The 21924-nt window shown below is 68.7% G+C and carries 18 protein-coding genes; 1 reads left to right on the forward strand and 17 read right to left on the reverse strand.

Annotated features, from left to right (window positions below):
• The first annotated feature begins 61 nt into the window (after window positions 1-61).
• A complete protein-coding gene (locus AC1REM_RS01445) occupies window positions 62-532 on the forward strand; it encodes a recombinase family protein (RefSeq protein ID WP_492512973.1) in 471 nt (156 codons plus the stop codon).
• A 158-nt stretch (window positions 533-690) separates the two neighbouring features.
• Here AC1REM_RS01445 and AC1REM_RS01450 read toward each other — a convergent pair whose 3' ends face one another.
• The 17 genes from AC1REM_RS01450 to AC1REM_RS01530 form a co-directional block, all read right to left on the reverse strand.
• Complete coding sequence (locus AC1REM_RS01450; protein WP_204938273.1) at window positions 691-978, reverse strand: WXG100 family type VII secretion target; 288 nt, start codon at window positions 976-978, stop codon at window positions 691-693.
• 115 nt (window positions 979-1093) lie between these two features.
• Window positions 1094-1762, reverse strand: a complete 669-nt coding sequence (locus AC1REM_RS01455; protein WP_492512974.1) for a hypothetical protein — start codon at window positions 1760-1762, stop codon at window positions 1094-1096.
• On the reverse strand, window positions 1759-2577 hold the full coding sequence (locus AC1REM_RS01460; protein WP_492512975.1) for a hypothetical protein: 819 nt from the start codon (window positions 2575-2577) through the stop codon (window positions 1759-1761). The genes AC1REM_RS01455 and AC1REM_RS01460 overlap by 4 nt, the downstream gene beginning before the upstream one ends.
• Entirely contained in the window at window positions 2574-3212 is a 639-nt protein-coding gene (locus tag AC1REM_RS01465) for a hypothetical protein (protein ID WP_492512976.1), read from the reverse strand. Before AC1REM_RS01465 ends, AC1REM_RS01460 begins: the two co-directional genes overlap by 4 nt.
• On the reverse strand, window positions 3209-4459 hold the full coding sequence (locus AC1REM_RS01470) for a hypothetical protein (RefSeq protein WP_492512977.1): 1251 nt from the start codon (window positions 4457-4459) through the stop codon (window positions 3209-3211). The genes AC1REM_RS01465 and AC1REM_RS01470 overlap by 4 nt, the downstream gene beginning before the upstream one ends.
• Before the next feature lie 17 nt (window positions 4460-4476).
• Complete coding sequence (locus AC1REM_RS01475) at window positions 4477-4827, reverse strand: hypothetical protein (protein ID WP_492512978.1); 351 nt, start codon at window positions 4825-4827, stop codon at window positions 4477-4479.
• 129 nt (window positions 4828-4956) lie between these two features.
• Window positions 4957-5244: a WXG100 family type VII secretion target gene (locus AC1REM_RS01480; RefSeq protein WP_204938279.1), complete on the reverse strand. Its 288-nt coding sequence runs from the start codon at window positions 5242-5244 to the stop codon at window positions 4957-4959.
• A 118-nt stretch (window positions 5245-5362) separates the two neighbouring features.
• Window positions 5363-9874, reverse strand: coding sequence for a type VII secretion EssC family protein (locus AC1REM_RS01485; protein WP_492512979.1), 4512 nt, complete (start codon window positions 9872-9874; stop codon window positions 5363-5365).
• 40 nt (window positions 9875-9914) lie between these two features.
• On the reverse strand, window positions 9915-11327 hold the full coding sequence (locus AC1REM_RS01490) for an RDD family protein (RefSeq protein WP_492512980.1): 1413 nt from the start codon (window positions 11325-11327) through the stop codon (window positions 9915-9917).
• Between the two features lie 67 nt (window positions 11328-11394).
• A complete protein-coding gene (locus tag AC1REM_RS01495) occupies window positions 11395-12123 on the reverse strand; it encodes a hypothetical protein (protein ID WP_492514461.1) in 729 nt (242 codons plus the stop codon).
• A gap of 44 nt (window positions 12124-12167) precedes the next feature.
• Entirely contained in the window at window positions 12168-13820 is a 1653-nt protein-coding gene (locus AC1REM_RS01500; protein WP_492512981.1) for a serine/threonine-protein kinase, read from the reverse strand.
• Window positions 13817-15274, reverse strand: a complete 1458-nt coding sequence (locus AC1REM_RS01505) for an FHA domain-containing protein (RefSeq protein WP_492512982.1) — start codon at window positions 15272-15274, stop codon at window positions 13817-13819. Before AC1REM_RS01505 ends, AC1REM_RS01500 begins: the two co-directional genes overlap by 4 nt.
• Window positions 15274-16089: a PP2C family protein-serine/threonine phosphatase gene (locus AC1REM_RS01510; protein WP_492512983.1), complete on the reverse strand. Its 816-nt coding sequence runs from the start codon at window positions 16087-16089 to the stop codon at window positions 15274-15276. Before AC1REM_RS01510 ends, AC1REM_RS01505 begins: the two co-directional genes overlap by 1 nt.
• On the reverse strand, window positions 16086-17312 hold the full coding sequence (locus tag AC1REM_RS01515; RefSeq protein ID WP_492512984.1) for an RDD family protein: 1227 nt from the start codon (window positions 17310-17312) through the stop codon (window positions 16086-16088). The genes AC1REM_RS01510 and AC1REM_RS01515 overlap by 4 nt, the downstream gene beginning before the upstream one ends.
• On the reverse strand, window positions 17309-19687 hold the full coding sequence (locus AC1REM_RS01520) for a transglutaminase-like domain-containing protein (RefSeq protein WP_492512985.1): 2379 nt from the start codon (window positions 19685-19687) through the stop codon (window positions 17309-17311). Before AC1REM_RS01520 ends, AC1REM_RS01515 begins: the two co-directional genes overlap by 4 nt.
• On the reverse strand, window positions 19684-20943 hold the full coding sequence (locus tag AC1REM_RS01525; protein WP_492512986.1) for a DUF58 domain-containing protein: 1260 nt from the start codon (window positions 20941-20943) through the stop codon (window positions 19684-19686). Before AC1REM_RS01525 ends, AC1REM_RS01520 begins: the two co-directional genes overlap by 4 nt.
• Window positions 20943-21914 (reverse strand): AAA family ATPase, encoded by a 972-nt coding sequence (locus AC1REM_RS01530; RefSeq protein ID WP_492512987.1) that lies wholly within the window; start codon window positions 21912-21914, stop codon window positions 20943-20945. Before AC1REM_RS01530 ends, AC1REM_RS01525 begins: the two co-directional genes overlap by 1 nt.
• Window positions 21915-21924 lie beyond the last annotated feature (10 nt).

Below are 21924 nucleotides of genomic sequence, written 5' to 3' on the forward strand. Positions count from 1 at the left end.
GCACGCCGCGGGCTAGGTTTCCCCGCAGGTGCAGGGCAGAATGGATGCCGGAGGCGCACCCATGAACAAGGCACCGGATGTGACATCGGCGATGAACGACGCACACGACGCCGTGACGAGCCCGCTGCATCTTCCGCACGCGGCTTTCGAGTGCCCGAAGTGCTTCACCGAGTTGCAGCGCAACCACGACTGGTGGATCGCACGCCCTGCCGGATCACGCCTCGTCGGACTCGTCGTCGCCCGTGACGGTATGCCGCCGGTCGTGCAGCAGCGCGAAGACCTCACCCGCTTCGGAGTGCCGATCGAGGGCTTCCGCCACCCGGCACCGGAGATCCTCGAGAGCTGGAGCGACCGACTCGCGCGCTTCATCGACACGCTGGCCTCGGGCGATGTACTCGTGGTCTCAACGGTGCATGCGCTCGGACGCGACATCGACGAGGAGTCCCGTACGGTGGCCGAGCTGCGCCGACGCGGAATCATGGTGAAGGTTCTGGGCCACGGCGCCCGCCACCTTGCCGACGCCGGACGGTAACACCTCGCTCCCCAGCAAGGAATCACCGCACGGCGGTTCGACGCGTCCGTCAGTCCCCCTCGCCCGCCGTAGCGGGCGCAGAGAAGGGCCGGCCTACCCCGACCGGCCCTCCTTCTGACCATCGGGACTGAGGGGGGCGTCCCGTGGTGCGGCGTGTGTCAGCCGCCGGCAAGCTGCGAATCCAGATCCTGGATCGCACGCATCATGCCCAGCAGCGACTCGGACATGTCATTGATGCCCTCCACCGCTTCTTTCAGCCCGCTCGTCAAGTCGGAGTACCCCTCTCCGAACTTTCCCGAGGCGTGCTGAGTCTTGAAGTCCTCACCGAGAAGAGTGTCGACCTGCCCCTTGAGCAGCTCCAGTTGGCCCTGGATGTCGTCGCGGGCCTGCGAGAGCGACGAAGCGACCTGCTCCATCTCGGCATACGATGCTCCGAAGTCAGCCATCGTTCTTCACTCCTCCGTGTGTGGGTCTCGGCCCTCAACGGGGCCGCGCACTCACGCTATCGACGGCCGCAAAAGCTGTCGATGGGGAGAAATACCCATGCCGCGCGTAGGCCTACTAGGTGACGGGCGCCGCCGCTTTCGAGTCGATCGGAAGCCAGGTCAGAGTGGACGCGCAGAGGTCGAAGAGCGTCTTCATCTGCACGAGCGGAAGGTCATCGGACGGAGCATCTGTCGGACGCAGAATCACCAGCGTCAACAGCAGAGCCCGTCGCCGTTGCGACCCCGGAACCGGGGTCATGTAGACCACGGTCGTGGCCAGCATCGACTCCCCGTCCATGCGCTCGGTGGTCTCGCGCTCAACCCGGAGGAAGCGCTTGTCGCCGAAGAGCGCCGTCGCCCCGTTCGCAGTGATCGCACCGCGCACGTAGGCATCGAGGTTCTCGCCCGGCTCCGCATGCTGAATCGTGGCCGTGAGCGACGCGGGCATGTACGCGGAATCCGGTGCGTCATCGCCCGCGGTGAACATCGCGACCGTCGACACGCTGCGCATCTGCGTGAACGCCTGGGTCACCAGCGCGCGCATACGACCGTAGAGGTCGGGTCGGTGGGCATCGAGCAGACGGCCCCGCATCTTGTCGAGCATGTGATCGCGCTCAGTATCGGTGACATCGCGGCGCACCCACCCCGGCGGCAGGACGAGCGCGAAATCCGGATCCGGAGCACCACCCAGCAGCTCTCGCAGTGACACCTGCGTGGGGGATCCGTTCGGCGTTGCTTCCGTCATGCGGAGACTCCTCTCGGGGCGTCCAGGGTGAAGAGGGTTCCGAGGTCGGCCTGCAGCGCGCGCGCCAGCGTCTCGTCGTCGATCAGCGTGCGCTCAGCGAGGATCCGCAGCGCGGCGTCGCGGTCCTCGCGAACCGCCGCTCGCTCCTCGGCCGCCAGGGTGGCAACTGCCGCCATCGCCGTTGCCCGGTCGCTGACCGTCGGGCGCATCGGGCGCTCGGCAGACTCCGCCTCCGGGTGTCGCGTGCTGCGGCGTAGAAGCAGCACTCCCGCCAGGACCACGCCCAGGACGAGCGTCAGCCACACCGGCAGAAGGGCGATGGGGTCCAGGAGGTACCCGTCGCGCTCGGAGACGCGGGGCATGCTGACGGCGGAGAAGCCCGCGCTCAGCGCCGATACGACGCCGATGCCACACACGATCCCCGACCAGTAGGCGCCCGAACGCCACCATGCGATGAGCGTGACCACCAGCACCGCCGCAGCGACCCAGAAGGCACCCGAGGCGATCGGGACGGACACGCTCGCCGTCACGCGATCAACGAGGTAACTCTCCGCTCCGAGCACGACCATGCCCGCGACCGGGGAGAGAATGCCGCAGATCCCCAAGAGGAGAAGCAGCCCGCGCCCCACTCGGCGCACGGAGGTGTCCGTGGGGCGAGAAAGCAGCGCGGCGATCGTGGCGCCATCATCGCCGAACGTCGCGACGACCTCCGGATGCGCCTGGAACGCCACCGCCTCCAGCATCCCCAGGCGCGGGATGTCCGATCGAGAACGGGCGTGGGCCCAGGACTGCGCGTCTTCGTGAGCAAGAGTCATGATGCCGTCAGGCTATCAACCCAGGTATTGACAGGCTGGGCCTCGAGGAGAGCGGGCGCGGACGCGCGCCTCGTCGTGCCCTCGGGATCCACGAGCTCCATCCCGTCCATGAAGGCGTGAACGGACGGAGAGATCACGCCCAGGAAGTCGGCGAACGTCGGCTCGACCGACACGACGACCGCGACACCATCGAAGCTGAAGACCGTGTCGTAGCCGATGAGCGCTGCACCATCCGCATCGATCAGGCGCGGCGACAGCACGCCCTGCCCGAGCCCGGCAGAATCGAACAGCACGCCGTCGCCGGGGCCGGGCATGGGCTCGGCGGCGTCGACACTGCCCATCGCGACGTGCACGAACGCACACACCGCGATCGTCAGGGGCCAGAGCTGGAAGGCGAGCGCATCGTCCGGGCGGCGCCGATCGAGCGCGGCCTGCAGCGCGAGCGGCACGAGAGCCTCGTTCTCCGCGGTCCACTGGTCGCCCCACGCCTCACGCAGCAGCGCGGTGTTCTCTGCGATCCAGGTCTGCTGCTGCGCAGCATCCGCAAGGGACGGAATCGCGAGCCAGCCGCCGTCGAGCGCGGATCCGCTGATGCGCCAGGTCCCCGGGGCCCAGTCCGCAGGGAACGCGCTCACAGGATCGCTCCGAGCCACGGCACCTGCTTGGTGATCTTCTTGTCACCGTTGCCGGTCCACTCGAGGATCTTGTCGACAGTCTTGATCGGCGAGCCGATCACCATGTGCGTGAACTCCCACGCCGCCGGAAGCACAGGCGAGTACTGCCATCCGCGCGCGCCGTTGGACATGGCATCCGTCAGTTCCACCAAGCCCGTCGTGTTCTTCCCGAAGATGAACCGCGCCATCACGTCGCCGACGCCCGCAGGGTTGTTGAGCTGCCACAGGGTGCGACCGCTCTGCAGCATCCCCGTGAACCCTCCGCCGGCGAACCGCCCGGCCATCGCCATGTTGTTGAGCTGCCCGGCCGCAGCCGACCAGGTAGACGGCTTGAACGCGGTGACCGCGTCGCCCGCGAAGTTCACCAGGCCCTGCTTGCCCTGAGCGAGCTTGCCCAGACTGCCGAAGGGGATCACCCCGATGATCGCGAGGGCGAGATCCCATCCGCTGGCATCACCTCGGAAGAACTGGTACGCGACGAGAGCAAGCGTCGCGACCGCGATGATGCCGCCGATGATCGCGAAGATCGGCCCTCCGATGATGATGGCCGCGATCGCGACGATCGTGCCCACGACCTGAAGCACCTTGACGACCCCGGCGACGAAGCCGTCGACGTTGTCCCAGAAGCCGTCTTCGATCTTGCCCTTGAAGGCGTCATCGATCTTGTCTGCGGCCTCGTCGAACGCCAGCTCCCACGAGTCGACGGCGTCATCGAAGTCTTTGAGGGACTTGCGATACGAGTCGTACAGCTTCTCCTTCTGGAGATCGTCCGCCTCGTTCTCCTCCCCCATCCGCTCTTTCTCCTCATCGCTGCGCCACGGCGCCGGTTGCGCCCAGAACGGGCGTTCACCGTCCCGGTAGCCGGGGGCGCTGGAGTATGCCTGCTGCGCGTCACCGCATTCCTCAACGAGCGTGCGAATGCGCGGCTGATGCACGTCGAGCGCCTCCGCGTAGGAGACGAGGATCGGTCCGGTCGGTTTGTAGAGCTTCGCCGCGTCCGCGAGCGCGACATGCGTGTCGCCGACGACTTCCTGCAGCTTCTCGACGGCCTCGCCCTTCATCCCTGCGGAATCTTCGATGAGTCCGCGAAGAAGGGTGCTGCTCGATTCCATCTTCCGACCGAGCGAGGTGATCTGGGTGCCGCGGCTGCGGATCGTCGACGCATCACCGAACAGCTCGACGACCGGACGGCCCTTGGGAGAGTACATAGGAGATCTTCCTCCGGTCAGTTCGGCACGGCGGCGGTCGGAGTCGGGCGGGAGCCGTTGCTGCCGGTCACGTCGACGTCCATCTGCGAGGCGGTCTTCGCGTCCCAGTCTGAGACGCCGTCGAGCACACCCTGAACGTGCTTCTGCACCTTGTCGATGTCGGCGGCGAGCTCTTTGCGCTTGTCGTCCCACCTGCCCTCGAAGTCGTGGACACGCTGACGCAGACGGTGCTTCGAGTACGGGGTGCCGATCGCAGCCTCGACCGCGTCCGTGCGCTGGGCAGCCTGCTCCAGCTCTTCCACGATGACCTTGAGCTGGTCGCTCACCCGCGACAGCTCGTCGTACTTGATCCAGATGGCCTCAGCCATGTCGTCCCCCTCCGTCGCTCACAGCCTAGAATCCCCCACAGTTGCCGTCGATGGGGAGAACTCCCCATGAGATGACGAACGGGGAGGGGCCGATTGGTCGGCCCTCCCCGTTCACGCGTGTCGTGCGGCTCAGCCGCCGGCGAGCTGCGAGTCCAGGTCCTGGATCGCGCGCATCATGCCCAGGAGCGACTCGGACATGTCGTTGATGCCCTCCACCGCCTCCTTGAGGCCGCTCGTCAGGTCGGCGTAGCCTTCGCCGAACTTGCCCGACGCGTGCTGCGTCTTGAAGTCCTCACCCAGCAGGGTGTCCACCTGACCCTTCAGCAGCTCGAGCTGGCCCTGAATGTCATCGCGAGCCTGCGACAGCGATGAAGCCACCTGCTCCATCTCTGCATACGACGCTCCGAAATCAGCCATCGTCCCACTCCTCCGTTATCGATCGTCCCGACCCCGAACCGGGCCGACACCTACAGCCTAGAAGTCCTCTGCAACAACCGTCGATGGGGAGAACTCCCCATCCACGCGCCGGCGCGCATCACGCGAGCCGATCCCCTTCCACGAGCGGCAGCTGCACCGTGACCTGGCGGCCCGCCTGCACGAAGATGCCTCGACCGTCGGGGAAGTCGTTGCGCTTGACCTTCGGGAACGGGACCTTGAAGACCGCGTCGCCGTCGAACGAATCGGGCTTGATGATGATGCCCTTGCGTCCGGCCTTGAAGTCTCCGATGAACCCGAAGCCGCTCGTGACCTGCGTCACGTCGGCATCGCCGATGAGCAGGTGATCGCTGCGGTTGATCGCCTGGAAGAGAGCCTTCATCTCGCGCTCGGCGGGGCTGTCCGCGAACTGCGGGACATCCTCGACGACGATCATCAGACGCATCGGGATCGACTCGTCGCCCATGAGCTCGGTGAGCTCCTTGGCGAGCTCCTTCGCGTCCTCCGGCGTGAGCGCACTGCGCGTCCAGTCGGCGTACTCCTTGAGCTGCGCGCGTCGCCCGCCGAAGTGGAACAGCTTCACCTCGGGGTCGAAGCGTCGCATCGACGAGATGAGCGCCTTGAGCGCGTTCGTCTTGCCCGACAACGGGGGTCCTGCGACGACGAATGTGCCGACGGGATCGAACTCGCGCGGCGCGAGCGTGTCTTCTGCGACGCCCAGCACGGGGAACTCGCCGATCCGGTCGGGCAGCTGCCGCATCGCAAGCTGGGTGGGAAGGGCGCCGATCTCGGCGACCTCGCGGGCACCGGCCGCACGGAGATCGGATGCCAGCTGTTCGAGCAGCTTCGTCTGCTCGGCGACGTTCGGGGTGCCGCCGAGCGTGGCGATCTGCGTCTCCAGCCCGTCGACGATCGCTCGCCCCGGTGCGGAGCGCTCGTCGAGCACGTCCTTCGGCGCATTGAGCATCGCGTAGGACGACTCGTCCGCGAGCCGCAGGACGACGCGACGCGAGACGTTCGCGCTGACCGCCGTCGGAACGGAGCCGGAGCGGTCGGCGCTCGCGATCACGTGCACGCCCAGCGGGCGGCCCTCGCCGAGGATGCGCATGAACGTCTGGTAGAACGGCATCCGCGCGGTCGTGGACTCCCACTCCGAGCGGAACTGCGGGAACCCGTCGATCAGGAACAGGATGCGCGGCTCCGCCTGGCCGGTGAGCTCGCGGTACTCGCTGAGGCTTGCGGCGTTCGCGGCGCTGAACTTCTTGCCGCGTTCGTCGATGATGCGTCCGAGCGATCGGAGGATGCGCTGCACGCGCTCAGCGTCGTCGCCGGCGATGATCGAGCCGACGTGCGGCAGAGTCTCCAGGCTCTTGAGCGCACCGGATCCGAAGTCGAGGCCGTAGACCTCCACGTTCGCGCCTGCCTGCATGCCGGCGGCGATCGACAGCGTGCGCAGCACGGTCGACTTGCCGGACCCGCTGGTGCCGTAGACGAGCAGGGAGCCGTCGCGGTCCGGGGAGAAGTACGCGGGTTCCTGCAGTTGACGCTCGGGAACGTCCATCTTTCCGAGCAGGATCTGCCCGTCGCCGAGGACGGGAAGGTCGCGCAGGTCGACGGCGCGCTCGAGGTCGTCGAGCCAGGGACGGCGCGGAGCCGGGATGCCCGCCTGCGCGGCCGCCTTCACCAGGGTCGCGACGATGCGCTTCTGGTCGTTCGGTCCGAGGTCCTCGTCGTGGGAGTCGGATTCCGGGGCCTGCTCGGCTTCCCAGAGCTGCGTCGAGCCGAAGCGGAGTTCGGCGACCTTGACGTCTGCGACCTGCTCCTCATCCGTCGTCCAGCCACCGGCATAGGCCGACTGGAAACGGACGAGGCGCCCGGGACCAGTCTTGGCGATGCCACGGCCCGGAATCGAGGGCGGGAAGCTCGCCGCGATGGGGTCGTCGACGACGTCCTTCGAGTCGGATTCATCGGCCATGCGCAGCGCGACGCGGAGGTTGGTGTTCGCGCGCAGGTTGTCCTTGATGACACCGGCGGGGCGCTGCGTCGCCATGATCAGGTGGATGCCGAGGGAGCGGCCACGCTGCGCGATGTCGACAACGCCGTCGACGAACTCCGGAACCTCACCGGCGAGGGCGGCGAACTCGTCGATCACGAGCACGAGCGCCGGAGGCGTCTCCGGGTCACGCCGCTTCTCGAGTTCGAGGAGATCCTTCGCCTTCTTGCGGTTGAACAGGTGCTCGCGGTGGTGCAGCTCGGCCCGCAGGCTCGTCAGCGCACGGCGCACGAGGTGCGGACTCAGGTCGGTCACGAGTCCGACAGTGTGCGGAAGCTCGACGCAGTCGGCGAAGGCGGAGCCGCCCTTGTAGTCGACGAACAGGAACGTCACGCGATCCGGGCTGTGCGCCGCGGCCATGCCGAGCACCCACGCCTGCAGGAACTCGCTCTTACCGGCACCGGTGGTCCCACCCACGAGCGCATGCGGGCCCTGCAGACGCAGGTCGAGCGTCATCGCGTCGGTCTGCGTCTGCCCGATGATGGCGCGCAGGTTGCCGGCCTTCTTCAGGCGCGGCTGTGGCACACCTGAGCGGTCGATGATCGTGTTGTTCTGGCGCCAGCGGTCGATGATCGCGGAGGCGTCTTCCGCCACCTCGTTGCCGACGAGCGAGAGGAAGCCAACGGAGTTCGGGATGTCGGAGGAGTCCTCCACGACCGTGCTGGAATCCACGACCGGGGCCAGGCGCTTCGCGAGCATCATCATGTACGCGTGCGAGACGCCCTCGACCTTGACGTCGTCATAGGAGGCGCCGTTGCGCACCGTGCCGACACGGGCATGGTCGAGACCGTTCGTCACGTCGACGAAGCTGCGGCAGGCCGCGGGCAGCGCCTCCACGACGGGAGCGACGAAGAGTCCGTAGACCCCGACATCAGCTCCGCGCTCGAGGATCTGCGTGAGCCGTGCGCGGTCGACAGGCGCATCGTTCGTCACGATCACAAGCACCGCGGTCTGCCCGGGGAAGGATGCCTCTTCCGAGGCGCGCTTCACATCCGTGCCGTACAGCATCGGGTCCCAGTCATCGCCGTACGGCGGACGGCTGGACGTCGGCGCCTTGGCGCGACGCATGACGAGCTCTTCAAGTCCACTCAGCAGTGCCGTGCCTGTGGAGGCAGAATCGGCGAGCGCCATGTCCTTGAAGGGGTTGCGCTCGCTGGACGTGTGCGGCAGCCACTTCAGCCAGTCGAGCTCATTGGCCCAGCCCGGCTCGGTGAGCGCGACGGCGACGAGCTCGTTGGGCGAGTGCATCCCGAACAGCTGCGTCGCGATACCGCGCAGCGCGTCACCGGCGAGCGATGTGGGACCCGCGACGCCGAGGGATCCCGCGCTCTGCAGCGACTCCAGCACCGGGACGTCATCGATCATCTTGTAGCGCTCGTTGAGCCGGTCCACGCGCTCGACGAACTCGACGAGCGCGTCGGCGTTCTCCATCCGCTTGATACGCGTGCGCGAGAGGTCCGTGCACGTCCCCAGCCGCACGGCGAGGAAGTTCCAGTGCTCCGGCCGGCGCGTCCAGAGGAGTGGCCCGAGACGCATAGCCTCGTCGAAGACGTGCGCGACGGCGGGCACCTCTTTCTGGCGCACCTCCCGCTCCTTCGGACGCTCGTGGTAGAGGCGCTCCTCGAGTCGCTCGAACTGCTCTTCGAACGACGCCGTCTCGTGCTTGAGCCGCTGGCCGATGTTCGTCCGCTGAGAGATGTAGTTGCCGAACATCATGAGCGGCGTCATGAGGATGATCAGCAGCGAACGCGGGTTGTTCATGATCATGAACATCGCGGTGCCCAGCAGGATCGGCGCGACGAGCATGGGCCAGGGGAAGAGGCGCTGCACCTGGTCGCGCGGGTAACGGGGCTCATCGAGCTCCTCGCCGACGTAGCGCTCTTCCACGCGCGGGCTGCGGTTGAACAGCAGGGCACCGCCGCGCTCCAGCACCGGGTCGGCGTCGCGTGCGGAACCGTCGAAGTCGCTCACCAGGCGCACCACGATCTCGGAGTCACCGAGCGCGAAGGGCTGCCCGGGGATCACGCGCAGACGCTGCACGAGGCCGCTGTCGACGAGGATGCCGTTGGCGGAGTTGAGGTCGACGATCTCGACGAAGGTCGCGGCGACCTCGATACGCGCGTGGCGCTTGGAGACCAGCGGATCCGGCAGCGCGATCTCGTTGGCGGCGTCACGGCCGATGAAGAAGTGACCGATGGGCAGGGAGAACTCCTGACCGGCGGCGGGGCCGGACAGCACGGAGAGCAGCACCGCGGGCTGTGCGCCCGCCGTGCCGGTCGACACATGGTGCTGTCCGAGATTCACGACCTCGGTGAGAAAGCCCGAGCCGAGCGGCGCGTCGCCGACGATCAGCTCCGGGCTCAGCAGCGTCAGCTGGTCGCTCGTCGGCGAGGCGACCGAGAGCGTCAGCACGTCACCCGCCCCAGTCGGAATCGTGCGCAGCGGGTCGGTCTGCGCGATCTGCTGCGCGACATCGGCCACCGTCGCGGTCGAGTCGGCCATGACGACGATGTCGGTGAGGGCTGTGCCCGGGCGGCGCAGGGTCAGTTTGACTCTCAACGGTCATCCTCTCGGCGCGGAATGCGCGGCATAGGGGTACTCACAGCTGCTCGACGCGCAGGCTGCGGTCTCCGAAGTTCACGATGTCACCGGTGCGAAGTTCGACGGGATGACCCGGCAGCAGCATCGTCTCGACACCGTCGCGCACGAGTGCGCTGCCGTTCGTGGAGGCGCGGTCGACGGCCATTGCGCCCCGCCGCGCGATCTGGATCGCGAGGTGGGTCTTCGACACCGAGCGCGTCTCGTCGTCGATGCGCGCGAGCTGCACGGCGCCCTCGCCCGCAGCGGGGCTCGGCGCCCGTCCGATCAGCGTCGTCGCACGCACCTCGATGCGCTCACCGCTGTCGAGCACGAGGACCGCGCGCACCGGTGAGATCGCCGCTGCGGCGGGAGCGGATGCGGCCTCCGAGGCCGGCGGCGTCGGAGGGGCGGATGCAGATGCAGCGGCGGGAGCAGTGGGCGCTGCGGGAGCAGGAGGAACCGCAGTCGGGACGGGCGCAGCATCCGCGCGCGGAGTGAAGGGCGTTCCGGTGACCATGCCCGTCGCGGGCGCAGAAGCGGCACCGGGAGCACCCGGAGAAGCCACGGGCGCAGGGGTCGGCACGACCGCCGACGCGGGCACCGGCGCCGGCGCAGGCGCTGCGGTCAAGGGCCCGCCGGGAGCGGCCTCGGCCGGGGATGCCCCGGTCGGTCCGGAGCCGGTCGTGCGGTGGGCACCCAGCACCCCTCCGGAGAATCGCGCGGTCGGGACGTACTCGGCCGGCGCGTGCAGCTCGGTCGGCGTCGCCAGCGACGGCAGCGGAGCGACCTCCTCGTGGAGGGCCGTCCGGAACTGCTTGCGCGCGATGCGCATGCGCTTGACGTCGTAGGGGTTGAGGCCCGTGCGCACATCGACGAACCACGTCGCTGCGGCGAGATCGAGCCATCCGCGTCCGCGCCGTTCGGAATCCATCAGCGGCGAGAACGCGATGACGAGGACAGGACCGATGATCGGCACGAGGAAGGTCGCGCCGATCAGCAGATAGCGCACGACCGCTCCACGCCAGAAACCGGGGCGCTCCAGGGTGCGCACGTTGATCGAGCGGATGCCAACCAGACCCTTACCGAAGGTGACGCCCTTACGACCGTGCAGGACGAGCTGCACGATCGTGTACGCCGTGATCAGCGCCTGCGAGACCGAGGCACCGACGATGAGCCAGACCAGGTCATCACGCGCGAACAGCGCATCGAGGTCGAGCGCTCCGGAGACCGCGTCGAGGGCGATCGGTACAAGCACGAGCATCCCGGGCAGAGCGAGGATCAGCGCGAGCGTGAGCTCGAGGACCGTCGCGAGTACACGCCGGCCGAAGGGCGCGGTGCGCAGGCCCAGCGCCGCGGCATACGCCGGGTCGGGACGACCGTTCTCGTCGAGTCCTTCGACGGCCTTGGGCGCGTCGTCGATCTCCCAGATCACTGCGTACTCCTCTTGTTCTCACGCCCGACGGGTTCGAGGGCGGATGCTGCGCCTGCGGCGCGGTCGTTCATTCGGCGTCGTCGTCGGCGTCGGGCTGCGAATCCAGCAGCACCAGGTCATCCTTGGTGACCAGACGCGAGGCGATCACGTGCTCGACAAGACGCGCGCGCCGGTTCGTCGCGAATGAGCGGGTGCCCCCGCGCATCCCCGGCACACCCACGCGCTCGAACTTCTCGCAGACGTTGTCGAGCTTGCGGTTGAAGCGGGTGACCGTCCATCCGAGTCGAGCTGCGGCCGCGGCCGAACTCGGGATTGCGCTCATGCCCGTGCCGTCACGACGGAGCAGCGGCTCGGCGAGCGCGAGCAGGAGCTGCTTCTGTGTGAGGGTCAACGGCACGTCGCCGATCGTCGACTGCCCATCACCGTCGAACTCGCGACGGGTCGGGCGGAACGTCGGCTGCGTCGCGTGAATCGTCAGCTCGTAGGTCGTGGGACCGGCGGTGAAGACGATCGTGGTGACCGCGAACACGAGAGGCAGCCGCGCACCGGGCGCAAGCCACGCCTGCACGCCGCCGGTCACATCCGTGACCGTCGCGGTGAGGCGGGTGCCGATGTTGCCCAGCCACCACATCCCGTCGGTGTTCGAGACCTCCAGGAAGTGCCGGTGCAGGAACAGGTTGTCGTCGATCGCCAGATCGCCCTCACGCCCGACGATGAAACGCCCGCCCGGGCTGACCGGGAAGTACTCCCCCGCGAAGTCGACGGTGACCGTGCTGCCGACGGGGTCGGCGAGCACGCCGGCACCTGCTCCCGGCGCGGTGTCCTCTACTTCGATGTCGCTCACGGCGCGCACCCCCGAACTGCCTCAGAACTTCGACCATCCGCACGTCGCAGGATGACCTCGATGCAGGTCTGCCCCTCAGCGACCGGTACTGCAATTGTCGGGTCGCTGATCAGCGCGGGTTTTCCCTCGCCGTTCAAGTCGACCGTGTACCAAAGGTAGCCGTCTCCGTCCTTCGGGGAGGGGTTCTCCCACGTGAAGGTCATCTGCGTGCCGTCGCTCACGCCCACCGGGACGCTCACCTTCGGCACTGCTTCCGGCACGACATCCTGGGGATCGGCCACCTCGGTCTCTGCCGGCTTCGGTGTGACGCCGCCTGCGTTGAGCTGTGTGACGATGAGGGCGGACGCCCCGATCAGCGCTCCCAGTCCGACGAGCGCGACCAGAATCCACAGCCACGCGCGGTTGCGCCGCGGGCGCGGTGCGGCGGCCGGCGCCGCGGGTGCGGCCGGCGCCGGTGCTGACGCTGCGGGGGCCGACGCCGCCGGCGCGCTGTCGACGGTGCGCGGCGCGCGCAGCACGGTCGCCTCATCGACGCTGTCGACGGGAGCGGATGCCGCAGGCACCCGGATGACTGTGCTGTCGACGTCCTCGACGGGTGCCGCGGGCGCCGCCTCGAAGCGCGGACCGGGACGGTCGGTTACCGGGGCGGCGACAGGGGTCGTCGTCGCCGAGGGACGCGTGGCCGTCGCACTCGGAACCGCCCGCTGGCCCGGCTCGATGTTCGTGATCGCGCGGACTCGCGTCAGGCCGTCGTCGTCGTCCTCCAGCTCTTCACCCGGCGCGTGGTCGTCGACGATGTCGACCGGCGTCACCGAATGGGACAGTTCGATCTGCACCTTCTGCAGCGCGCGAGCGAAAGCCACGGCGCTCGGGAAACGATCATTGGGGTTCTTCGCCATGGCGCGTTCCAGAACGCGCTGCAGGCTCTCCGGAGCATCCGCACGCCCCGTCGGCGACACCGGAGACCGCTCGATGCGCTCGATCAGATCCGCGCCGGTGTTGCGCTCCCCCGGGCGCTCGAACGGCGAACGTCCGGTCAGCAGCGTGTACAGCGTCGCGCCCAGGGCGTACACGTCGGAACGCTGATCGCTCTGCGGCTTCTCCGCGAAGGACTCCGGCGGGGACCACGGAATCGACATCCCCGTGGCCGCATCCTGACTCGCGGTCGTCGACGCGATGCCGAAGTCGGTCAGCGCGGGACGGTTGTACTCCGTGACGAGAATGTTCGCCGGCTTGATGTCGCGATGCAGCACGCCCGCGCGGTGCGCCGTCTCGACGGCTCCGGCGACCTGCACACCGACGCGCAGCGCCTCGGCGATGTGGAAGGGCTCGCGCCGCGCGCGCAGCTGCAGGTTCGGACGCGGGCAGTACTCCATGACCAGATACGGGCGACCGTCGTCGGCGACCCCCGCCTGATAGATCGTGACGATTGCCGGGTGCGTCGACAGCATCGCCATGACATTCGCCTCGTGCGTGAACTCCTGCGCCGCCCCGCTGGCAAGACGGTCGGCGAGCAGCACCTTGACGGCGACGCGACGTCGCGGCATGGCCTGCTCGTACAGGAAGACGTCCGCGAAGCCGCCCGTGCCCAGCGGCTCGAGGTACGTGAAGCCGGGCAGCGCGGGCGGCGGAGACGGCGGCCTGCTCACGGCAGATCCTCGAACAGCACCGTGACGTCGTCGCCGAGGTCGATCGTGTCGCCGCTGATGACGACCGTCTGCTCACCGGGGTGCAGGCGCATCGGCTCGCTCCCCGGACGCAGCAGTACAGAGCCGTTCGTCGTATGAAGGTCGACCACCACGACGGTGCCCTGCTCGGGGCGGATCTCCAGGTGGCTTCGCGAGATGTCCTGCTGCGGGCTGTCGACGGCGATCAGGTGCGGCAGCGTCGCCCCCGACGAGCGGGTCGAACGCGGGCGTCGTCCGACGATCACGGTGCGATCGAGAGGCACGATCTGGCCGGTCGACATCCGGATGCGCGCGCCGGATTCCGCGGCATCCGCCTCTGGCTGCGCGGGAAGCGATGAAGTCGGCGGCACCGGAGGGAGCGGCGGAAGAGGAGGAAGGGGCGGAAGCGGCGGGTCGACGACGGCGGATGCGGCCGCTGCCCGCTCTTCGCGGAGAGCCCGCGCCTGCGCGAGCGAGATCGTCGCCCCGTCGTGATCGCCGCCGTTGAGCAGCGCCCCGAGCGCGTCATCCGTCGTCACCCGCACCTGCCCCTCGGGACCCTGAGGGCGATGGATCGTCTGCGCGAGCGCGGAATCATCCTCGAGCGGCGCCTCGACCGGAACGTCCGCGTAGGTGACCTCCGTCGGCAGCAGCGTCTCCGTGCTGACGGACTCAGACGCGGGAGCATCCGGATTCAGAGTGTCGATCGACGCATCGTCAGCCAACGGAGGCAATGCGACCAGCGAGGGGATCGAGTCGATCACCGCGCCGGCGGCATCCTCCACAGGGACGTCGGCAACGGCGCTCGGTTCGTCGGGCACGGTCGGAGCGGGTGCCGAGAGCACGGTCGCCTCGACGTCGTCCTCCGTGATCGCTTCGGGCGCCGCGACGGGTGCAGGCGGAAGATCCGGAAGGGCCACGAGCGCGGGACCCTCGTGCGAGTCTTCCGGCCCGGGTGCGGTCTCGATGATCGGGCCGGCGAGCTGCGCCTCCGTCGCACGCAGACCACCGAGGATGCGCGAGACACGCACCGCCCCGGAGCCGATCGGCAGGCCCGGGCCGTCCGCGTCCTCTTCGTCCAGCACGATCTCGAAGCCCGTGAGATCGGCGACGAAGCGCTCGCTCCACGTCGTGACCTCCGCCCCCGTGAACGACTCGGTCCCGGCGAGCGACGAGACGTGCGCGACGATCTGGCCGCGCACCGCGAGCCGCACGCCCGTACCGTCACGCACGAGCGCCGCGAACGGCGGCATCCGCGCGAAGCCTCCGTCATGCCCTCGGGTCAGTCCGTCGACGACGGAGCCGAGCGTGACCTCCTGCTGCAGGCTCGCCCAGACGCCCTCGATCGCATCGATCGTGGCATCCGGAGCGAGCACGACGATCGCCTGCTCGTTGACAAGCGCGTACCACTGGCCGGACTGGTAAGTGATGTTCATCAGCGTGCCCCTCCCATCGCTTCCTCCCGCGGACGGGTGTCGGAATCGATGTCCGACTCCTCGTCGGTGGCCCCCTCCGGACGCACCGACACATGCACGGCATCCACGACGATCGCGGTGACGTTGTCTCTTCCGCCCTGCGCGAGCGCCCGTGCGATCAGCTGATCCGCGGCACGCTGCGGGTCGGTGTTCGTGCGCAGGATCTCTCGGATCAGCAGATCCGGAACCTCCGACGACAGCCCATCCGAGCAGACCAGGATGCGGTCGCCGACCTCCGCAGGAACCATCCAGTAGTCGGCCTCGCCGACGCTCCCCGCACCGATCGCGCGGGTGATGATGTTGCGACGGCGATCATCGTGCGCTTCGCTCTCGTCGATCTCTCCTGCGTCGATGAGCTCCTGCACGACCGAGTGATCGATCGTGAGGCGCTCGAGTCCTGCGCCGGTGAGACGGTACGTGCGCGAGTCGCCGATGTTGACCACGAGCCAGTAGCCGGTGCCGTCGACGGACGCGACGGCGACACCGGTCAGCGTCGTTCCCGCGCGCGACTCACCGTCCGCCCCCAGACCGTCGATCGTCGTGCGGGCGCGGGCGAGCGCGAAGCGCAGGTCATCGAGAGTGATCGAGGTACGGCCGACCAGCGGACAGAACGACTCGACGACCGCGGTGCTCGCGACATCGCCCGCCTCGTGTCCGCCCATCCCGTCTGCGACGAAGAACAGGGGCGCGGTCGCGACGAAGGAGTCCTCGTTGAGTGTGCGGCGTAGGCCCGTGTGCGTGGCGACGCCGTGCGTCACGACGATCGGCGTCCTCATTCGTACCCTCCGATGGTGACGATGCGGTCGCCGATCTCGAGGGCGTCTCCGATGCGCACGGGCACACGGGTGCCCGGAGGGCAGGCTATCCGTGCGCCGTCGCGAACGATCGTGACGCCGTTCGTCGAGTAGCGGTCGAGCACCCAGGCACCCGACGACTCCGCCGCAGCCTCGAAATGCGTCTTCGATAGGGAGAGGGTCTCGTCACGCACAGCGACGACAGTCGCGCCGTCTTCGGACGCGGGGTTACGCCCGAAGACCGTACGACGGGAGACCCGAACACGCACGCCGTCATCCCAGATGAAGACAAGGCGATGGCCCGGGATGCTGATGCGCGTCGACTCGAGATCATCGTCGAGAGCCGACGGCTCGAAGACCTGCGCGGCGGGGGTTTCCGGGACGGCGGGGACTTCCGGAGCAGACGCGGGTGCGACGACCGGTGCGGCAGGTGCCGGCGGGGTCACGGGCGCGACGGGTACGGCAGGCGGTGAGGTCACGGTGATGCCCGGAACCATGTCAATCAGGCCGTCAGGTGCGGGGGCAGGGGCCGGCTGCGCAGGGACCGGTGCGACGGGGGCCGCTGCGGGCGACACCGGTTCGGATGCGGCGGGCGCGGGAGGCAGCGGCGGACGCGGTGGGACGACCTGCGCGGATGCCGGAGCACTCGGCACCGCGGACCCGAGACTCGTCGCGGTCGCCAGCGTCCGTGGAGGCGATGACGGCAGCGGCGGCGCGGCCACGGCGACGGACGGAGCGGTTGCCGCAGCATCCCGCACGTCGCGCATGAGCGCTCCCCCCGCCTTGTCATGCCAGCCCTGGAAGCGGCCCGAACCGTCGAAGAGCGGCGTGAAGTAGCCGACGATGATCGCGGTCGAGAGCCCGAACACCACGTTGCGCAGCAGCGCGCGCCCGAAACCGAGCGGCGCGGAACCGTCTTCGCGCACGAGCTGCAGCTTCATGATGCGCATACCGATCGAACCGCCGCCGCCCTGCATGAATGTGTACACGAGCGCCCAGACCAGCATCACGAGCCCGACGACCGAGATTCCGAGGGCCATCCCGGCGAGGGCCGTGGCGACATCCGTGACACCGCCGCCAAGGGCGGCGCCCAGCACGATGCCGTAGCCGATTCCGCCGAGGAGACCCGCGATCACGGCGTCGATCAGATAGGCGATGGCCCGACGGGACACAGGTGCGATCGACCCGATGCCGGGAATGGTCATGGGGTCTCCCTTGTCTGCGTGTCACCCTGTGCGGGTGACTCCTCGGCGGGCGTCGTCTCTGATCGCGTTCGTGCTGTCGCAGCGATACGCAGATTCTGCCACCCTGCGACCACGGCGGTGCCCGCGGTCAGCGAGCGCAGACTCAGCCGCGCGCGCATGCGGGCCAGGAAACCGACGTTCTTCGAGATGTCGCCCACGATCGCATCGACCTCCCGCCAGAACTCGTCGACCTCTTCGGGGCTCGGCTCGGCGGGCCCGAAGACCTGACCATCCGCCCGCGTCGCCAGCGTGAGAACCGCGGGCTGCGCCAGCGACTCGGAGACCTGCTGGGCCTCCTCACCGCGCGTCGCACCGGCATCGAAACGTGCGCCGTAGTCGACTGCGCGGTCGGTGAGCTCATCCCAGCCACCGCTGATCTGATCCGCCGAGCGCTTGGCGTGACGACGGGTGCGCCGCTTCGCCGCCTTCCACGCGCCGATCAGGATGAACGGCGCCAGCAGCAGAAGCAGGATGCCGGCAGCGCCGGCGACGTACAGCACGATGATGCCGAGCGCCGCCAGCGGATTCTCGTCACCGTCTTCGCTCTCGCGCTCATCCGGCAGCACAGGCGGCAGGTCGACAGGCTCCTGCGGCGGGGGCGGCGGCTGCAGCACCTGCGGCTTCGGGTCGACCTTGGGCTTGGTGCTCTGGTCGGCGGGGACCTTGTCGTCCGGCGGGGTCGGGTCGAACGGCACCCAGCCGATCTTGGCGAAGTTCACCTCGACCCACGCGTGCAGAGTGTCGCCGGTCGCGGCGAAGGTCGCCTGCGGTTCCTCCTCTTCGGAGGGATAGAAGCCCATCACGACGCGCGCCGGAATGCCGACCTCGCGTGCGAGCAGTGCCATCGCGACAGCGTACTGCTCGTCGTCGCCGACCATCTGCTCGCCACCGAGAAGCGTCGAGATGCGCTCCGAGGTGTGCCCGGCGCGAGAGATGACCTCTCCGGCGAGTCCGTGACTGAAGAATCCCTCCTCCGAGAGGAAGACCTCCAGGGCGCGCACCTGCTCGATCGCGGTGCCCGCATCCGCGACCGTCTCTGCCGCGAGCGAGGCGATCTCTTCCGGCACAGCGGACTGCTTCGGCATCGAGACGTGGCCGAACTCGGCCTTCGCCAGCCGCGCGTCCGAGACCTTCTCCGGCAGGGTGGTCGTCAGAGTGTAGGAATCTCCTGTGGCCAGGCGGCGTGCGGAGACACCCGTGCTGCTGGAGTCGTTGTAGTAGCTGTTCCGGCGCAGCTCTTCTGCCCGATCGCCGTGGAACGCGAACTCGGATGCCTGCCCCGAACCCGGAAGCCAGTAGCCCTTGTACTCGTCGATCGTGAACTCGAGCGTCGCGGGAATGCCCTCGGCTCCGTCGGACATGTTGCCGCGCATCTGGGTGAAGGCTCCGGAAGAGCCGACCCCTCGATCGGAGACGTTGTAGACGATGCCGTTGTAGGCATCCATCGCACCCAGACGTACGCGTGCGCCCTCCGGAAGCCCCTTGACGGTGAAGAGCGTCTCGTCGGCCTGGTCCTGAACGATGCCGCGGAAAGACTGCAGCGGGCTCGCGTACTGGCGCACATCGAACGGCGGGATCACGGTGTCGCGGAAGACCTGACGCGGCGCGACCGGGGCGGCGACAGCGCTCGTCGCAACGCCCGCGCCGACGGCGATCGCGAGAACCGCGGCGCCGGCGCCCAGCCGACGCATCCGCATCTGTGCGGCACGGCCCGGGTCGACCTCGCTGACCGAGACCGCGGCGTTCTGTGGCGCCCACAGCTGGCGCACGGCGAGCCACGCGATGACGACGACGCCGAAGACGATTCCCTGCGCGATGGGCATCGCAGGCGTCGGGGTGCCGAGCGCGATCACCAGGATCAGGTGGAGTGCGGCGGGAATCAGCGCCCATGCGGGCTGCCGCAGGCGCAGCGCGAGGGACGCGGCGACAACGCTCAGGACGAGGGCGAGCAGGAAAGGCGCGAGCAGGTGACCGTCGGATGCCGCGACGGGCGCGACGGTCGTGAGCAGCTGCTTCCAGGAGGTGACGACGCCGAACGCGAGCTGCGTGAGGCTCTCCAGCGAGGGGATCACCCCGAAGATCGAGAGGTGCGGAAGCGCCAGCGCGCTGCCGAACACGAAGTAGGCCGCGACCGTCAGGCCGGCGGTGACGAGGATGCCCCAGCTGCGCCAGGTCGCGAGAGCGGCGACGCCGAGGCCCAGCACGAGCCCGCCGATCGTCGCGAGAAGGAACTGGGGGCCGCCGAATGTCGGCCACCAGCCGACGATGCCGACGAGGAGGAGGACGCCGACGACACTGAGGTCGAGGATCCAACGGCGGCGAGGAAGTGCGGTCATGCGAGCACCTTCTGCAGGGCGATGGGGAGCTGATCGAGAGCCCCGACGGTCACGACGTCGGCATCGCCGATACGACGGAGCGACGGCGACTGCCCGGCTGCGGCGGTGATCGCGAGCACCCGGGATCCATAGGGGAGGCGGGCGCACGAAGCGCGCAGGTCTTCGGGGCGCACCTCACTGCCGCTGACGAGAACGACAACACTCGCGAGCGGCATCGTCGCAGCGACGACCCCGGCCAGTGCGACGAGTCCGCCCTCCTTGGGCTTGCTGGCCTCAATGCCGGAGAGCGAGTCCAGGAGTCGCTTGCCGCTGGTCGACGGCAGCGAGCGGCCCTGCACGCGCAGATCGACGTGCTGTGAATCCTGCAGCGCGCGCAGGCCCACGGAACCGGCGATCGAGATCGCGAGCTCGAACTCGGCCGGATCGATGTAGTCGGATGCGGCGCAGGAGAGGGCGATCACGAAGTGCGAGCGCCGCGTCTCTTCGTACTGCCGGACCATCATGGTTCCGGTGCGGGCGGTGGAACGCCAGTGCACGCGGCGCAGGTCGTCACCCGGCTGGTACTCCTGCAGTGTGTGGAACGACACGTCGTCGCGGGAGAGGTCCGCGGCGGGCAGACCCTCCAGGTCGCGCAGGAAGCCGAGCGACTGACCGCTGAAGGCGATGGTCTTGGGGTGCACGAAGAGGTCGATCGGCTCGTCGCGGTGATGCGTGCGCTCGAAGAGTCCGAGCGGGTCGCCCCGGACGACACTCACCGGGCCGACCTTCACGATGCCACGGTTCTGCGTCGGAATCGCGAAGAGCTCCTCGGCCTCTTCTCCCGCGGCAAGGCGCTTGATGCCGAACTCGCCGCGCCCACTGCCCACCGGCAGGACGACCCGCGAGGGAAGGATCGCACGGTTGCTCGGGTTCGCCAGCTTCAGCGCGCCCACGGCGCGCTCTCCGACGACGACACGGGTGCGCGCGAGGTCGAGGGCAACGTCATAGGCCGTGCGCCCCAGAAGGAAGAGCGCGCACAGCAGGATCGTGGCGGCGATCACGGATGCGGCGACCGTGAGCTCCCACCATCCGAGGACCTGCCCGCCGATCCACAGCGCCACCATGAGTCCCAAAAGAACCCACGCGAGCGGACGCATCGCCCCGGCGATGAGTGCCGCGCGCCGACGCACGCGTGCGCCGATCAGCGCCGCGACGTCACGCCATCCGGCGGTGCGGCTGTCGGGGTTCTCGACCTCCGGCAGAGCTTCGGTCGTCATCAGGCCGCGGACCGTGCCTGCGGGGCTGCGATGCTGTCAAGCACACGGGAGATGATGGTCTCGGGAGTGGTGCCGGCGAACTCCGCCTCGGGGTCGAGCAGCAGACGGTGCATCCACACCGGACGCGCGAGGGCCTTGATGTCGTCAGGAAGCACGTAGTGACGCCCCTGCGACGCCGCCCACACCTTGGCGATGCGGACCATGGCGATCGCGCCGCGCACCGACACGCCCAGGCGGATCGCCGGGTCGTTGCGGGTCGCCTCAACGAGCTGTGCCGCGTAGCTGAGCACAGCAGGCTCGACGTGCGTGGTCGCGGCGAGGTCGGCCATGTCTGCGACGGCGCTCGTCGTGATGATGGGGGTCAGGTGCGCCGAGGGGTTGCGGTCGCTCGCGCCGGCCAGGATCTTCTCGGTGACCGCGAGATCGGGGTAGCCGAGCGAAGTCTTGATGAGGAAGCGGTCCAGCTGCGCTTCGGGCAGCTTGTAGGTTCCGGCCTGCTCGATCGGGTTCTGGGTGGCGATGACGAGGAACGGACGACCCGCCTCGTGCGCGACACCGTCGATCGTGACCCGCGACTCCTCCATGACCTCGAGCAGCGCGGACTGCGTCTTCGGCGAGGCGCGGTTGATCTCGTCGGCGAGCACGATCGAGGCGAACACCGGGCCGCGGTGGAACTCGAAGGTGTGCGACTGCTGGTCGTAGATCGTCACGCCCGTGACATCCGAGGGCAGCAGGTCCGGAGTGAACTGGATGCGGCTGTTGGTGCCCTGCACGGTCGCGGCGAGCGCCTTCGCGAGGCTCGTCTTTCCGGTGCCCGGGGCGTCCTCGAGAAGCACGTGTCCTTCGGCGAGCATCGACGCCAGCACGAGGCTGACGATCTCACGCTTGCCCTGGAGCGCCTTGTCGACGTTGTCGACGAGACGCTGGAAGGTGCCCTGGAACCAGGCGGCCTGTTCGGCGGTCATTGTCATGAGTTGGTGT

The organism is Microbacterium sp. GW823-FHT02G05 (assembly GCF_058797175.1).